Origin of the sequence: Nocardia blacklockiae (assembly GCF_015477355.1) — a bacterium.
GTDB lineage: Bacteria > Actinomycetota > Actinomycetes > Mycobacteriales > Mycobacteriaceae > Nocardia > Nocardia blacklockiae.
The window spans coordinates 1,130,991-1,147,040 of the sequence record NZ_JADLRJ010000001.1 but is presented as its reverse complement, the minus strand read 5'-3'; the positions used below and the strand labels follow the sequence as shown (position 1 = coordinate 1,147,040).

The 16,050-nt window shown below is 70.4% G+C and carries 9 protein-coding genes; 1 reads left to right on the top strand and 8 read right to left on the bottom strand.

From position 1 onward, the window contains the following. Positions 1-46 precede the first annotated feature (46 nt). Both IU476_RS05035 and IU476_RS05030 read right to left on the bottom strand, forming a co-directional pair. The gene (locus IU476_RS05035) at positions 47-1,057 is read right to left on the bottom strand and encodes a hypothetical protein (protein ID WP_195096965.1); all 1,011 of its coding nucleotides are present in this window, start codon (positions 1,055-1,057) and stop codon (positions 47-49) included. 116 nt (positions 1,058-1,173) lie between these two features. Continuing rightward, a complete protein-coding gene (locus IU476_RS05030; protein ID WP_195096964.1) occupies positions 1,174-2,043 on the bottom strand; it encodes a geranyl diphosphate 2-C-methyltransferase in 870 nt (289 codons plus the stop codon). A 91-nt stretch (positions 2,044-2,134) separates the two neighbouring features. On the opposite strand from IU476_RS05030, the gene IU476_RS05025 reads away from it, so the two are divergent. After that, complete coding sequence (locus IU476_RS05025) at positions 2,135-3,124, top strand: UbiA family prenyltransferase (RefSeq protein ID WP_195096962.1); 990 nt, start codon at positions 2,135-2,137, stop codon at positions 3,122-3,124. Between the two features lie 28 nt (positions 3,125-3,152). Here the strand turns inward: IU476_RS05025 and IU476_RS05020 are convergent, their stop codons facing one another. Genes IU476_RS05020 through IU476_RS04995 form a run of 6 tightly spaced genes read right to left on the bottom strand, consistent with a single transcriptional unit; the run spans position 3,153 to position 15,804 of the window. Next, the gene (locus IU476_RS05020) at positions 3,153-3,968 is read right to left on the bottom strand and encodes an SDR family NAD(P)-dependent oxidoreductase (RefSeq protein ID WP_195096960.1); all 816 of its coding nucleotides are present in this window, start codon (positions 3,966-3,968) and stop codon (positions 3,153-3,155) included. Further along, on the bottom strand, positions 3,965-4,915 hold the full coding sequence (locus IU476_RS05015; protein WP_195096949.1) for a DUF1702 family protein: 951 nt from the start codon (positions 4,913-4,915) through the stop codon (positions 3,965-3,967). The genes IU476_RS05020 and IU476_RS05015 overlap by 4 nt, the downstream gene beginning before the upstream one ends. Positions 4,916-4,960: 45 nt before the next feature. Then, positions 4,961-6,064 carry an enediyne biosynthesis protein gene (locus IU476_RS05010; protein WP_195096946.1) on the bottom strand — a complete coding sequence of 368 codons (1,104 nt, stop codon included), beginning with the start codon at positions 6,062-6,064 and terminating at the stop codon, positions 4,961-4,963. Next, positions 6,064-8,064 (bottom strand): ASPIC/UnbV domain-containing protein, encoded by a 2,001-nt coding sequence (locus IU476_RS36985; RefSeq protein WP_324193870.1) that lies wholly within the window; start codon positions 8,062-8,064, stop codon positions 6,064-6,066. The genes IU476_RS05010 and IU476_RS36985 overlap by 1 nt, the downstream gene beginning before the upstream one ends. Then, positions 8,061-9,425 carry an aminotransferase class I/II-fold pyridoxal phosphate-dependent enzyme gene (locus IU476_RS05000; protein ID WP_195096942.1) on the bottom strand — a complete coding sequence of 455 codons (1,365 nt, stop codon included), beginning with the start codon at positions 9,423-9,425 and terminating at the stop codon, positions 8,061-8,063. The genes IU476_RS36985 and IU476_RS05000 overlap by 4 nt, the downstream gene beginning before the upstream one ends. A 10-nt stretch (positions 9,426-9,435) precedes the next feature. After that, positions 9,436-15,804, bottom strand: coding sequence for a type I polyketide synthase (locus tag IU476_RS04995; RefSeq protein ID WP_195096937.1), 6,369 nt, complete (start codon positions 15,802-15,804; stop codon positions 9,436-9,438). Positions 15,805-16,050: the final 246 nt, after the last annotated feature.

Sequence of the window (16,050 nt, the reverse complement as noted above, 5' to 3'; positions counted from 1 at the left end):
CAGGGGTGGTGAAGATCTCGCGGCGAGCGCGCCCGCGAGCCGGCCCTCACCGCGCGGCGAACACGGCCGCCGCGGGCAGCACCGTGACCCAGCCCGTGAGCGCCACCATGTAGACGAACTGCTTGGCCCGCGGCCGCACCACGGCCATCGCCTCGTCCAGGGGTTTGCCGAGCACCCCGGCGAGGGTGCTGCCCAGGTACCACAGCACGAAAACCAGCACGGCCACATAGGGAATCAGCGTCCAGGTCCATCCCGCCACCGCCACCACGCCGCCCACGACCAGCGCGCCGCCCACCGTCACGCGGGTCATCGACTCGGCGAACGACAGCGGCAGGCCCAGGGCCAGCACCGAGGTGTTGATGCCGTGCTCGGTGTCCTCGGGCACGTCCTCGGCGGTGTTGACCGAGAAGATGCCCGTCAGGGTCAGTCCGAGGCCGAGAATGGCCAGCAGCGCGGGGATTTCGATGGGCCGGTCGTACATCCGCACCACCACCAGGCCGGGGAACACCATGGTCCCGATGTAGGTCCACGGGATCTGCCAGAACCCGCCGGACTTGAAGTGCCACGGCGGCAGCGAATACTGCAACAGCAGGAAGGTGCCCAGCGGGACGATCAGCAGCAGATCGTAATGCCCTGTCGCCCAGGCGATGTAGACCCCGCCGAGCAGGATGAAGGCCGTGGTCAGATAGATCTGCCACGCCACGAACCGCACACCCAGATCGCGCACCATGCGCGCGAACTTCGACTTGTACTCCATGTCCACCCAGCGGTCGGCCAGGCAGTTGGCGACATGCAGCAGCTGGATGGCCGCGGCGAGGATCAGCGCCGCGACCAACATCGGAACATTCCAGATCTCCGCGCCTGCGTGGGCGCTGAACAAGACGTCGGCCACCATCACCGCGCCGGACATGGGCGCGATCTCGGGGCGGGTGAGCCAGAGCGCGTAGTTGAACTTCGTGGGCAGCGGCAGCGGCCTGCCCTCCTCGCCGGGACCGGCGGTGAAGACGCGCCGCAACTGCCCACGTAGCGTGGCGTCGTCGCTCCGGGTGGTGGCCATAGGCGATTCCTAACCGTCGTTCGCGAATTCGGGTGCGGCCGTGGCCGACACACCGAGCAGCACCGCAGTGTAGTGATCCGGCGCGGTCCCCGTGCCGGAATGCCGACCGGTCTCCATCACGCGACCCGGTCGGCGACGATGAGCAGGTACTGGAAGCTGCCCTCGCGGTAGGCGGTGAGGAACGGCTCCTCCACCCCGGTCGCCAGTTCCGAATGCGTGCGCAGCTCCCAGTACGGGATGGTGGCCGCGGTCAGGTCGGTGACGCGCACCGGCACCAGCTTGTTGGCGGCCAGCGCCTTGAAGTACTCGCCGCGCGGGTGGATGTTGCAGGTGTAGTGGGCGTCGATCGCGCTCACCGCCGAGGACCGGCCGCCGATGACGTCGTTGGAGCAGCCGGTGATGCACACGTAGCGCCCGCCCGGCCGCAACACGCGGGCGAATTCGGCGTACAGGTCGTACAGGTCGACGTACATCGTGGTCTCGTTGGTCCACACCCCGCGCATCGACCCCGCCTCGAAACCGGTGTCGAGCATGTTGCGCAGGTGGAAGCGGACCCGGTCGGCGACGCCGCGTTCGGTGGCCTGGTCGTTGGCGAAGCCCACCTGGTATTCCGAGATCGAGACGCCGTCGACGCGGCAGCCGAACCGGGCGTGGGCCATGATGCTGGTGCCGCCGCGCCCCGAGCCGGCGTCGAGCAGCCGATCCTCGGGCCGCACCGTGCCGAATTGGTCCAGCAAATAATCGGCCTGCGCCGTTTCCAGCCGGTGTAATTCGTCGACCAGCCGCTGCTGTCGGGTTTCCGCCGGGCCCTCCAATACCTGCGGATCGTAATCGCCGATGCCGTAATGGTGGTGGTACAGTCCGTCGACCTCGCCCAGCCGCACATTGATTCGGTCGTCGTTGGGATTGTTGTTCCAGTAGTCGGCCACTGCGCGCTGATAGGGAGTGCGCAAGACATTATCGGTCGCCGAGTCCAGCATCGACATCGCCGCCGTCCTTTCCACTGTTCTCGCTGGCGGGAATTGCTTGTATTATGCGCGTGGTACCGGATCGTTGTACGGGGGTTTGGAGAATTCGATGACCGTGAGTTCTGTCGCCGAGTTCCGGCGGGTATTTTCGGCCGACCGGGCGGAAAGCACACGAAAATTGTCGTTCGCGCGCGCGTTCCGGCTCGCGCGGACCGTGCACCGGGTGGAGGTGATGCCGCTCGGTGCGGGAGTGATGACGGCGTCGGTAGTGGTCAGCGCGCATTCCTGGAGCGAGGTGCGCTCGGTGCGGATGCTCGTCACGATCGTCGTCCTCACCTCCTACGTGCTGCTCACCAATGTGGTGAACTGCCTGGCCGATCGCTGGCTCGACACCGATTTCAAATCGCGGCTGTCGCGGGCGGTGACCGAACTCGGCGTGCGGCGCGTGCGGGCGTGGGTCTTCGCCTGGGTCGCCGTCATCGCGGCGGGCGTGGCCTGGCTCGTTTTCGAGACCGGGCACTTCGATCTCGTGCTGATCATGGGTATCGGGGTCGTCTTCTCCTTTCAGTACTCGCTGCCGCCGCTGCATTTCAAAGGCGCCGGGATATGGCAGATCCCCGCGGTTCTCGTGATGGTGACCCTCCTTCCCGGAATCGCTCTGGTGCGCACCTACGACCGGCCTCTGGAATGGCCGGTACTCGCCGCGCTGCTCGGGCTCGCCCTGACGGTGAATTCGGTATTCATCGTGAATGCCGCGGAGGACGTTCCCGAGGATGCCGAACACGCCATCGTCACTGCGCCGCGCGCGCTCGGCTTGTTTCCGGCATTCGTCGTCGGGCTCGCGCAACTCGTGCTCGGCGCGGCCGTGTTCGTGGCGGCGACCGTGCCGTCGGCCGGATATTCCTGGACATATATTCCGTACCTCGCGGCGGTGGCCGTCGGCGCGGTATATCTCGGGCGGCTCGTCGCCGGTGTGCGCGGCAAGACGCCGGAGGCGGCGATCGAGATCGTGCGCCGCGCGACCTCGTTCGCCGTGCTCGCGATGCTCCTCTCCTGGGCGGCGGTGCTGCCCGCCGCCGCGGTCTTCGCGAATCGGTGAAAGCCCATGTCCCCGCCCCCCGCAATGCTCAGATGGTGGTTTTCTCCGCGTGCCGCCGTGCCCGGGCGATATTGCGGCGGAAGAACGGCCGCATGAAATCCTCGGGCAGATTGGCCCAGCGCAGCAGAAAGGCGGTCAGCGTGTCGGTGGTGATGTGGGTGCGGCCCCGCTCCATGCCGCGAACCGCCGCCTCACCCACCTTCTCGGCCGGCAGCGGCTTGATGGTGCCGGTGATGGCCTTGGTCTCCGGCGGCTTGCGCAGGTTCTCCCGCGCCAGCCCCGGGGTGTCGGTGTCGGCCGGATAGAGGATCGACACCGCCACCCCGGCCGGCTCGACCTCGTAGCGCAGGCACAGGCCGAGCTGGCGGATGCTCGCCTTGGTCGGCGCGTACGCGCCGTAGCCGGGGATGCCGAGGAACGCCGAGGTCGAACTCAGCAGCAGCACATGGCCGCTGCCGCGGTCGAGCATGCCCGGCAGCACGCTGCGCACGGCGTGCACCGCGCCGAGGTAGTTGGCGTCGGCCTGCACGGCGAACTCGTCGTCGTCCAGCTCGGTGAACAGCCCCGGCAGCGTGAGACCCGCGCAGCAGGCCAGCACGGCGCAGCCGCCGTGGCGTTCCTCGAGTTCCGCGATCGCCGCCGCCAGGCCCGCCCGGTCGGTCACGTCGGCGGCGCGGTGGTCGGCGCCGAGCCGTTCCGCGGTCTGCCGCAACGGTTCCGGACGCCGGGCGATGATCGACACCCGCGCGCCGCGGCGGGCGAACGCGGCGGCCACGGCGGCGCCGATGCCCTCGGAGCCGCCGGTGACGATGACGTGCTCGCCCGCCCAGCGCGAGCCGCTCATGCCGGTGCCGCGAGCACGCCGAGGCGGTCGCGCCAGGCTTGGTAGGCGGCGGCGGTGCCGTCCTGCAGTACCTCGGCGAAGGCCTTGTCGATCAGCGCCGCGGCCTCGTCGATGGTGCGGCCGGTGTAGGCGCGCACGGCCGCGTGGGTGTGCGGGATGGCGCTGTCGGCCTGCTGCCGGATCTTGGCGACCATGGCCGCCCCGGCCGCCAGCGGCTCGCGGAACTGCGGCACCCGGGCCAGGATCGCCTCCAGATCGCTCACCTCGACACCGCCCGCGAAGGTGGTCGCGATGCCGATGCCGCTCCACAGATCCGCGTGTCGGCTCGCGTCGAACTCCTCGACGAGCTTGGCCACCCCCTCGGGCGAACCGCCGCTGACGAACCACAGCGCCCGCCCGATGCCCTGGTCGGCGGCGCGCCGCAGCGGCGCGTGGTCACCCATCCAGCGCGGGTACCGGTCGTCCACGTAGTGGCGGCCGATGTACTTCTCGGTGCGGAAGAAGGCGTTGTAGAAGCCGTACCCGTCGATCGCCAGCCAGCGATACGACGGATGCTTCGGAAACACCTTGCGCCAGAACGGCCTCGGGATGCGGCCCAGGGCCAGCCCGACACCCACGTACATCGTCAGGTCGTGTTTGGCGGCGGGCCCGGCGATCAGGTCGTGCGCGCGCCGGCCGAACGGCGTGATCGAATCGACCGCCGCCAGCCCGGTGGCCGCGCCCTCGAACGCGAAGCCGTGGTACTGCGACGGCAGGGTCTCGATGTGCGCGATGAGTTCGTCGTTGTTCTTGCTGCGGACGGCGACGTCGATGCTGCTCGCCAGATGCGTGGCGACGCGCTCCAGCTCGGCCTTGGTCGCCGGGCTCGGCGCGGCGAACCCGGGCCGGCCCAGCGGCGGCACGTCGGCGCCGGTGCCCAGCAGCACCGACCGTATCGGTCCGATCATCGATGGCATGGGATCCTCGATTCTGTTGCTGCGGTGCGGGATCGGTCAGGAGGGCGCCGCCGCCGGTTCCAGCGGGGCGGGTTCGGCGGCCGGCGGCGCCGCCGCCGGGGCGGGTGCGCGCTGGGCCAGCCATTCGCGGATATTGCGCGACCACCAGAAGAGGCCGCGGCTCGCGCACACGATCACCAAAGCGAAGAACAACCCGAAGGAGACGTTGAGCGCCATCAGGATGCCGTACACGATGCCCACCGACGCGCCGAAGACGATCTGGTCGCGCTTGGCGAACGGCGAGGTCGCGGGGTCGGTGATCATGTAGTTGGTGTAGAGCACGAACGCGATGCCGGTGATCGGCAGCAGCGCCGCGATGATCGAGATGTCCGGGTCGAGCGCCCCGCGCACCACGGCCTGCAGCACGAACGCGCCCAGCCAGGCCATGATCAGCGGCGTCTTCTTGGTGAGTTTGGCGTTGAGCATGGTGCCCGCCATCAGCAGGCCGATGACCAGCAGCGCGTCCGCCGCGCCCTGCACGTTCTCCACGAAGTGGTACGGGCCGACCACCGCGATCTCCGGGAACACCAGCAGCGCCACCACGATCCCGAAGTTCGACGGGTTCATGAAGTGCTTGACCTTGCCGTTGATCTTCGCGCGCAGCACCCACTTGGTGCCGACCGCGACGGTGATGCCGAACATGATCGGCAGCCACTGGTCGGCGGCGTACATCAGGAAGTTGAACGCGACGCCGGTGATGTGAGCCGGCATCAGGAACACGAACAAACCGCGGAACCCGTTGCCGCGGTAGCCCGCCGGCCGCCGGTAGGCCCACGCCGCCAGCGTCTCGAGGATCAACTCCACGGTGTAGGCGGTCAGCGCGGCCAGGATCGGCCACAGCCACGGCTGCTCGAAACCCAGCCACAGGAAGCCGATGACGTTGAAGAACGTCAGCGACGCCGCGAAGTTGCGCAACGCCAGATAGCGCGGATCGCGGCCTTCCTTGTTCACGCCCAGCCACTTTCGCCGCCAGGCCTGGAATCCGGTCGGCGGCGTTTCGGCGGGCGCGGCGCCGTTGCCGTTGGTCTCGGCGGCGACCACGGCCGTGCCGTCGCCGCTGCCGTTGCCGTCGGAATGATGGCCGTTGCCTTGGACACTCATCAGTGCACCTCCCGGGCATCGGTGTCGAGGACGAGGGTGTGGGCGCCCGGCTGGAGCCGCAGCTCCTGGGTGTGCACGGCGCCGTGGTTGTCACGCCAGCTCAGCCGCACCGGGAGCGGGGTCGCGGGGTCGATGTCGCCGAGCCCGAGATGGATGTCGGTAGCACGCTTTCCGGCGTGCCCGCTGCCGCCGTCGAGCTGGGCGATGTGCGGCTTGCCGTCCGGGGTGGTCACGGTGACCTGTGCGCCGACGGCCGGGGAGCCCAGGATCGGCTTGCCCGCGAGGGTGGTGTCACCGGGCGCCGCGTTCGTGGGCGGGGTGAACAGCCGCAGGCCCATGTACCGGCCCGTGTCCGGAGAATCGTTGCGGTAGTACACCGGCGTGTCCCACTGGCGGGCGACGGCGAAGCTGAGCTTGCCGGTGCCCGTGGAATCGCCGATCGCGATGCCCCGGGTCGGGACCGCCGCGAAGATGTCGAGCGCGGGGGAGATGTTGGTGAACTTGCCGCTGTCGTCCTGGGCGAAGAACGCCATCCGGTTGTTGCCGGCCAGATCGCCCTTCGCGGTGAAATTCGGCCAGGCCCACGGGTATCGGGACAGCAGGTCGTTCATGGTGGCCATTTCCTGCACCTGCGGCCAGCGGGTGGTGTCGCCCTTGAACATGCCGTTGCTCTGCACGATCTGCGGGCGGCCGCTGTTGTCGAAGTCGGCGATCTTGGTGTCCCAGCACCAGCCGCTCCACGCCAGGCCCTGTTCGACGGCTCGGTTCTCGAACGGTGCCACGCCCGAGTTCAGCTGTGCGGCCGCGTCTTCCGTGTCCTTCGCGGTGTTGTAGAAGGCCAGGTTGCCCTCGATGATGCCCCAGCGCTGGGCGATGTTGCTGACGAACATGTCCGGCATGCCGCGCCCGGTGAGATCACCGAAGTCCACGCCCATGCCCTTGAACGAATCGTGCCCCAGCACGAAGGATTTGGGGTCGGTCGGGCCGCGCTGCCCCTCGGCCAGATCGAACTTGAAATGCCCGGGGGTGGACTTGTTGACGAACAACCGGTCCGGGCCCATGTCGTTGGCGACGTAGAGTTCGGGCAGCTGGTCGCCGGTGAGGTCCTGCGGCGCGGAGGCGATGGTCCAGCCGTTCTTCGCGTGCTCGGGGAAGGCGTCGAACACCTCCCGGAAGTCGGCGGTCGGTTCGCCGCCGCCGGTGCTGCGCTGCAGCGAGAGCAGGTGCGCGCCACCGGCATTGGTGGCCTTGGAGAACGATTCGTTGAGCGTGAGACTGTGCTCGCCGGTCGTGCCGATGAAGTCGCTGTCGGGGAAGTAGTTGCCGATGAAGATGTCGGGGTTGCCGTCACCGTCGAAGTCGGCGACCGAGGAGGCCAGGGTGAACCAGCGCGCGCCCTGGTAGCTGCCGTCGGGCGTGGCCGGCGGCTGCACCGTCTCCACCGGCCGGAAGGCTGCGTTGGTCAGCTGCTTGGCGCCCGCGCGGGGCAGGAACACGATCGGGGTGCGGCCACCGTAGTAGACCATCAGCCCCATCCGCCCGGAGTGGTCGAAATCGCCGGGGATGCAGCCGGTCGGGGCCATCTCGTCGTCGGTGGGCAGCGGGGCCGGGTCGAGCACGAAGGGCTGGTAGCGGCTGGTGTCGCTGTCCGGCGCGGGCGTCACGATCACGCTGTCGGAACGGGAGTCGACCAGGCACAGGTCGTCGTCTTTGCCGTTGCCGTCGATGTCGTTGATCGCCACCGCCGAGTTCACCGACGACATCCAGGCCACCACGTGCTCGTAGCGAGGCTCGATATTGCGGATCTTGCGTTCGGGCAGGCCCGGCGGCAGCGCGATCGGCATCTCGGTGAACTTGAACCTGCTCGCCAGCGGGGAGTTGGCGTCCTTCTCCACCGGCGCGACCATCGTCGAGTGCGCGGGGACGAACAGCGCGAGCATCATCGCCAGTGCCGCCAAGGGCACCAGCGCTTTTCGCAAGAGATGGGGTGGTAGCTTCACGACTGGCGCCCTTCTTCCGTCTGCATGCCGTCGAACACCCGCCGCACGGTGTCCAACGCCTGATCGAGCTGTTGTTCGGTGTGCCGGCAGTTGATGAAGAACCGCAGCCGGGCTTCGCCGGCCGGCACCACGGGATGTCCGATGGCGTTGGCCATCACGTTGTGTTCCAGCAGGTCCATCGAGGCGCGGACGGCGGGCTCGTCGGCGCCGGTGATGATCGGGGTGATCGGCGTGCCCTGCCCGTTGCCGGTGTCGAAGCCCAGCTCACCGGCCCGCCGATGGAAGTACCGCGCGTTGTGCCGCAGTGCGGCAACGCGTTCGGGCTCGTCGTGCAGCACCGCGAGGCCCTCGAGCGCGGCGGCGGCCGCCGACGGCGCGGGGGAGGCGGTGTACATGCTCAGACCGGACGCGGAGTACTTGAATCCGTCGACCAGCTCGCGGTTGGCGGCCAGGTAGCCGCCGACGCTGCCCAGCGCCTTGGACAGGGTGCCCATCCAGACGTCGACCGCGTCGCCGGGCAGGTCGAAATGCTCGCGCACGCCCAGGCCGCGCTCGCCGAGCACGCCGAACGAGTGCGCCTCGTCGATCATGATCGAACAGTCGTATTTCCTTGCCACCTCGATGATCTCGGGCAGCCGCACGATGTCGCCGTCCATGCTGTAGACGCCCTCGACGAGCACCATCGCCCGCTCGAAGCTGCGCCGCGACATCGACAGGATCGCCTCGAGCGACTCGGGATCGTTGTGGCGGAAGGTCACCCGCTTGCAGCCGGCCCACTCGGTGCCCGAGACGATGCTGTTGTGGATCAGCGAATCGCACACGGCGAGATCGCGTTTGCCGAGCAGGAACGCCACCGCGGCGGCATTGGTGAGGAATCCGCTGGAGGTCACGATGGCGGAGTCGGTGTCGTAGATGCGGGCGATCTCCGCTTCCAGCTCCCCGTACAGCGGCAGCTCGCCCGCGACCAGCCGCACCGCGGCGGCCGAGGTGCCGTAGCGGCCGATGGCCTCGGCCGCGGCGGCGTGCACGCGCGGCTCGGCGGCCAGGTCCAGGTAGCCGAAACTGCTGAAGTTCAGCATGTCCCGGCCCGCGAACCGGGTGACCGCGCCGCTGACGCCCTCGTGCGGCAGGTAGTAGGGATTCACGACGCCCGCGCCGCGCGCCCAGGTGTCGAAGCGCGCCCACTTCTCGGTGGCCTCCACCACGCCCGGGTGGTCGCGGAAGTCGGTGCGCGGGGTCGGTCTCGCGGTCGCCGGCGCCTCGGCCGTCGCGGTGGGCGCGGCGGCGGTGGCGGTCCCGTTGCCGCCGGGGTCGTGCTTGGACATCAGGGAGCGCGCCAGCGCGCGCGCATCGGTCGTCATGGGCGATTCCTCACGGTGCCGTCGGTTCGGTCGTTGCTTCTTCCTGGGCGATCTGCGCGGCGATCTTGGCGCCGAGCCCGCCCAGCGACAGTCCGGCGCCGATGGAGAGCACCGACATCTTCACCCCGAGGCTCTTCACCACCCGGGCGCCGAATTCCATCGCCATCAGCGAATCCAGGCCGAGTTCGCTGGTCGGGGTGTCGAGGTCCACGGTGTCGGCGTCGACGCCGAGCACGATCGCGAGCTGTTCGGCGAGCAGCCACGCCACCACCTCGCCGCGCTGGTCGGCGTCGATGGTGAGGATCTCCGCGCGCAGCGCCGCGGTGCCGCCCGCGCCGCCGCCGGCCGCGGCGACCAGTTCGGCGAAGCGCGGGGCCCGCGCCGAGGAGCGGTGCGCCAGCGCCCACTGCGCCCAGTCGATGTCGAGCACCGCGCACTGCGCGACGTCCAGCCGCAGCGCCTCCCACAGCAGCACGGTCGCGAAATCCATGTCCAGCGAGCCGTATCCGGTCATCTCCGCGTACCGCGATACCGCCCGCGAGTCGGCCATGCCGCCGTCGCCGCGCATGAAGCCCCAGTCAACCGACACCGCGCGGCGGCCCTGCGCGCGCCGCGTCCAGGCCAGCGCGTCGAGCACGGAATTGGCCGAGGCGTAACCCAATTGGGGCGACAGGCCCGCGATGCCGCTGGCCGAGGCGTACAGCACGAACAGGTCCGGTTCGATGCCGGCCGCGGTCAGCGCGCGATCGAGGTTCACCGCGCCCTGCACCTTGGGGTCGAAGATCTCCCGCAGCGACTCGGTGGTGATCTCGGGGATCTCGGTGTTGTTCACCACCCCGGCGGCGTGGATGACCCCGCGCAGCGGTGCGCCGCCGGCCTGGACGCGGGCGATCAGCGCGGCCACCGCGTCGTAGTCGGCGACGTCCACGCGTTCCTGGCGCACATCCACGCCCGCGCAGGTGAATTCGGTGAGTTGGGCGCGGGCGGCGTCGGTGGTGGCGCCGCGGCGACCGGCCAGCACCAGGTGCCGCGCGCCCCGGCGGACCAGGTGCCGCGCGGTGGCGAGACCGAACGCGCCGAACCCGCCGGTGACGAGATAGCTTGCGTCCGGGTCGATCTCGACCTCGGCGGGAATGCGGCGCACGGGCGGCCGCTCGTCGCGCAGATCCAGTACCACGCGCCCGACCTGCGCCGAGCGGGCCACCGTCTCGAACGCCTCGGTGAGCCGGTCGAGCCCGAACACGGTGTTGGGCAGCGGCGTGTACTCGCCGTGGTACATCGCGTCGACCACCCGCCGGGCGGCGTGGCGGACCTGTTCGGGCCGGTGCGCCAGGATGCGGTCGATGTCGACGGCGAAGAACGACAGGTTGCGGTCGAAGGGCCGCAGATCGATCGCTCCCGCGCCGTAGATGTCGGCCTTGCCGATATCGACGATGCGCCCGAATTCGCCTGCGACACGGAAGTTCTGCTGCAGGATCTCGCCCGGCGCGGAGCTGTAGACGACGTCGACGCCCCGCCCGTCGGTGAGCCGCAGCACCTCCTCGACGAAGCTGACCGAACGCGAGTTCAGCACCTCGTGCGCACCGAGTTCTTTCACCCGCGCGCGCCGCTCGGGGGTGCCGGCGGTGGCGATCACCCGCGCCCCCATCCGCAGCGCCACCTGCACCGCGGCCATGCCCATGCCGCCGGCCGCGCCGTGCACCAGCACCGTCTCGCCCGCCCGCACCCGGGCCAGTTCGCCCAGCCCGATCTCGGCGGTGAACAGCGGCATCACCGACGTGCAGTGCAGCGGGTCGAAGGTGCCGGGCGGGAAGATGTCCATGGCGGTGGTGGCGCCGGTGTCGGGGCGCAGTGTCACGAAGCGCCGCACGATTCCCGGTGCGACGACGGAGATCTCGTCGCCGGGCGCGATGCCGGTGACCGCGCTGCCGACGCGTTCGACCACGCCGTAGCCGTCCATGCCGATCTCGGTGCCGAAGAACGTGCCCGCGAGCTCCTTGTCGGTGAGCACGCCCAGCACCTTCAGCGTGTCCTTGTAGTTGAGGCCGACCGCCTGCATCCGGATCTCGATCTCCTCGGGACCGGGCGCGACTCGTTCGGTGGTGCGCAGCGCCAGCTCCGGCAGCAGCCGCGAGCGCGGAATGTCGAGCCGGTAGGACTGTTCGGGATCGGTGAGCGCGACGGGCTCGGCCCAGCGGGCGAGGTGGCCGCCGAGGGTGTGCCGCCAGCGGATCGTCCAGCACGCCCCGGCCCGCAGCGCCACCTCGTCGACGAGGGTGTCGGCGTAGACCTGTTCGAGCACGTCCGCGGCGGCGGCGGCCGGTTCGGTGTCGACGAGCCGCCATTGCCCGGCGGGCAGTTCGTTGAGCAGCTCGCGGCGGCCACCGGCGAGCGCGGCGTGCTCGAGGCGGGCGAACCGGTCGATGGGCAGGCACAGCGCGTTCTCGGTGACGACGACGCCGCGGATCTCGGCGACCACGCCGCTCGCCGCTTCGGTGCTCGAATCGTCCAGCGACAGTGCCTGTTTGACCGCCTGGGCGACGCGTGCCAGCGCGTCGACGTTGTGCATGCCGTCCAGGTCGGTGCCGGCGACCACCACCAGGCGCAGCCGTTCGACGTCGGAGCGGGTGAGCTTGCCGCGCAGCAGGTCGAGCAGTTGCGGGGCGGTCAGCGCCGTGTCGTGTTCGCCGACCGTCACCAGGTCGCTGGTGCGGGTGCTGGCGATCTCCTTGGCGCGCTGGGAGATCTCCGCGCCGAGGTTGATCACCACCAGCGCCTCGGTGTCGGTGGCCGGTGCGGGCGCGGGGTCGGCGGCGTCGGAGACGATCTCCCACACCGGCTCGTAGTACAGCTCGTCGAGCTGCTCGGACAGCGGGCGGCGCGGCGTGAGGGTGCGGAACTGCACGCCGGTCAGGCTCAGTGCGACCGCGCCCGCGACGGAGGCGAGACGGATGTCGGCGCGCAGCGGGTCGGACGCGTCCCGGGTGACCACGACCATCGGGTCGGCGGGCAGCGGACCGGTCCACCGCACCCGCCCGATCGCGGCCGGGACGACGACGTCGGGCTCGGCCGAATCTTGCTGCGCCGCGGTCGCGGCGTACAGGGCGGCGAAACACTGCAGCGCGGCGTCGATCACCGCGGGGTGGGCCAGGTGCCGGTGGGCGGGGTCCGCCGGCGGTGAATCGAGTTGCGCGACAACGCCGTCCGGTCCGACTCGCACCGTGCGCAGCAGCCGGAAGGCGGGTCCGTAGGTGAGTCCGTGCTCGGCCATGTTCTCGTACAGTGCGTCCGCGGCCACCTCGGCGGAGTGCGCGGGCGGGGTCAGGTCCACGGTCGCGGCGTCCACGTCGGCCTCGACCAGGCGGCCGTGGGCGTTGACCGTCCAGTCCTGGCCGCCCGCCGGTTTCGACCGGATCGTGAACCGGCGCGTCGTCTCCTCCACGGCGATGCGCAGCACGGGCACGTCGTGCTCGTCCACCACCAGCGGGCTCACGAATTCGACCGATTCCAGGCCGAACGCGTCGCGTCCGGTCCGGGCGGCGACGGCGCTGAGCGCCGCGTCCAGGTAGGCGGCGCCCGGCAGCACGACCGCGCCGGCGACCACGTGGTCGCGCAGCCACGGCAGATTCGCCACCGACAGCGACACCTCCCACTCCGGCGCGGCCGCGGCGAGCCGGTCGCCGAGCATGGCGTAGCCGTCCGGGGTGCCGAGCCGGTCCAGCCGAGTCTCCGGTTCCTGGGTCCACACGTGCCGGCGCTGCCACGGGTAGCGGGGCAGCGCGGCGTGCGGCGGGGCCGGGTCGAGCGGGCGGGGCAGCCGCTCGGCGTCGAGCGAGCCCGCGCGATACAACTCGGCGACGGCGGCGCGCAGGTTCTCCCGATCGTCGCCGCCGCGCGCCAGGGTCGGTATCACCGCGCCCGAAAGTCCTTGCTGGAGCAGGATTTCCCGGATGCTGCCGCCCAGCACCGGATGCGGCCCGACCTCGAGGAACACCCGGTGCCCGTCGTCGAGCAGGGCGGCGACGGTGTCGGCGAAGCGCACCGAGTCGCGCACGTTGTGGCACCAGTACCGCGCGTCCCAGTCCCGCTCGGTCGCCGGTGCGGCGGTCACGGTCGAGTACACCGGGACGGTGGTGTCGCGGGCGCGCAGCGCCGAAAGGGCCGTGCGCAGCTCGCCGAGGATGGGATCCATCAGACGGCTGTGGTAGGGCACCTCGACGCGCAGCGTGCGCGCGAAAACGCCGTCGGCCGTAAGCTTTTCGGCGATCGCGGCGAGTGCTTCCGCCGGTCCGGCCAGGGTCACCGCCGAGGGGCTGTTGATCGCGGCGACGTCGACGCCGTCGGCCTCGCTCAGCAGCTCGCGCGCCTCCGCCTCGGGCAGGCCCACGGCGAGCATCGCGCCGCTGCCGGCGGTGGTGGCCTGCAGCCGCGAGCGGTGATAGCTGACGGTCACCGCCTCGGTGAGCGTCAGCGCGCCCGAGACGTAGGCCGCCGTCACCTCGCCGACGCTGTGGCCGACCACCACCGCGGGCCGGATGCCGTGCTCGGCGAGTTCCGCGGTGAGCGCGGCCTGCAGCAGGAAGTTGGCGGGCTGGGCGATCTCGGTGCGGGTGACGCGGGAGTCGTCCTCCTCGCGCAGCAGCTCCGCCAGCACCGACCAGCCCGCGAGTTTCTCGAATTCCCGGTCGATCTCACGGGCCAGCGCCGCGCCGGGGCCGTCGGCGCGCAGCAGCTCGCGTCCCATGCCCCACCACTGCGGACCCATCCCGCTGTAGACGAACACCGGGTCGGTGCTGCCCTCGGCCACCGCCCGCGCCGGGGCCTGCCCGCCCCCGGCCGCGAATTCGGCCAGCTGCGCGCGCAGGTCGTCGCCGTCGGCGTAGCGGAACGCGGCGCGCAGCGGATGGTGCGCCCGGCGCACCCACGCCGCGGCGGTGAGCCGGTCGACCGGCTCCGTCCCGACCGCGAGCTCCGCGGCCAGCGACCGCAACGCGGTCTCGCTACGCGCGGACAGCGGGAAGATCGGCAACCCGCCCGCAGCACCCGCGGTGTCGCGCCGCGGGTCCCGGTCGGTAGCAGCGGACGTTTCCGCCCGCGCCGTGAAAGCCGGTGCGGGACCGATCAGTACGTGCGCGTTGGTGCCGCCGTAGCCGAAGCTGTTGACCGCCACCAGCGGCCGCCGCAGCGGCTCGGCGGCCATCGGCACCCGCAGCCGCAGGCCCTCGAAGTCGATCTCCGGATTCGGGTTGTCCAGGCGCACCTGGGGCGCGACGGTGCCGTGGTACACCGTGAGCGCCGCCTTGATCACCCCGGCCACGCCCGCGGCCGCCTCGGTGTGCCCGATGTTGTTCTTCACCGAGCCCACCGGCAGCGGCTCGGTGCGCCCGGCCACCGCGCCGTAGACGTGCCCCAGCGCCGTCAGCTCGATGGGGTCGCCGACCGGGGTGCCGGTCCCGTGCGCCTCGACGTAGCCGATCTCCTCCGGCGCGATCCCGGCCAGGGTGTGCACCCGGCGCGCGAGTTGTTCCTGCGCTTGCGGATTGGGCACCGGGATGGCCAGGGTGCGGCCGTCCTGGTTGACGCCGCTGCCGCGCACCACCGCGTAGATGCGGTCGCCGTCGCGCACCGCGGCGTCCAGCGGCTTGAGCAGCACCGCGCCCGCGCCCTCGCCGCGCCCGTAGCCGTCGGCCGCGGCGTCGAAGGACTTGCAGTGCCCGTCGACCGCCAGGAACCGGCCCTTGCACATCGAGATGAACGTCTCCGGCTGCAGCATGGCGTTGGTGCCGCCGACGATCGCCGACTCGCACTCGCCGTCGGCCAGCGCCCGCACGGCCTGGTGCAATGCCACCAGCGACGAGGAGCACGCCGTGTCGATCGTCATGGTCGGGCCGCGCAGGTCCAGCAGGAACGCGATGCGCGCCGAGAGCAGGGTGTGCGAGGAGCTGGTCGGGGTGTGGCTATTGATCGCGTGCCGGACCACGTTGCGGCCCACCGCGTTGTCCATCATGAAGCCGCCGACGAACACGCCGACATCACGCCCGCCGACCCGGCCGGCCGCCCCGCCGTCGTCGAGCGCCTCCCACGCCACCTCCAGCAGCAGCCGCTGCTGCGGGTCCAGGATCGAGGCCTCGCGCTGGGAGATCCCGAAGAAGTCGGCGTCGAACTCCCACAGCGACTGGGTGAGGAACCCGCCGTGCCGGGTGTACATGCGGCCCGGCGCCTCCGGGTCGGGATCGTAGAACTTGTCCAGGCTCCAACGGTCCGGCGGGACCTCGACGATGCCGTCACCCTGTCGGATCAGGAAATCCCAGAAGGTGCCCGGACCGTCGATGCCGCCGGGAAAGCGGCAGCCGATCCCGACGATTGCTGCATCGGACATTGCGCGGTCCTCTGAATATCTGCACCCGATCGGGGCGCGGCCGTACGACTGAGCAAAATAATGTTCGGAACGATAGGTCAGCATAGATTCGAAGATCGGAGAAATGGGCCAACTTCGGCGAAAGAGCTTGTCCGACATGGCAAGTAGGCATGACAACGGCCGATCACGGTGTTATTCGACAGGGCCGTGACACTGTTATTCGCAGGTGACATCGTTATATGTCCACCCACTGCCGGGAAGTCGCGG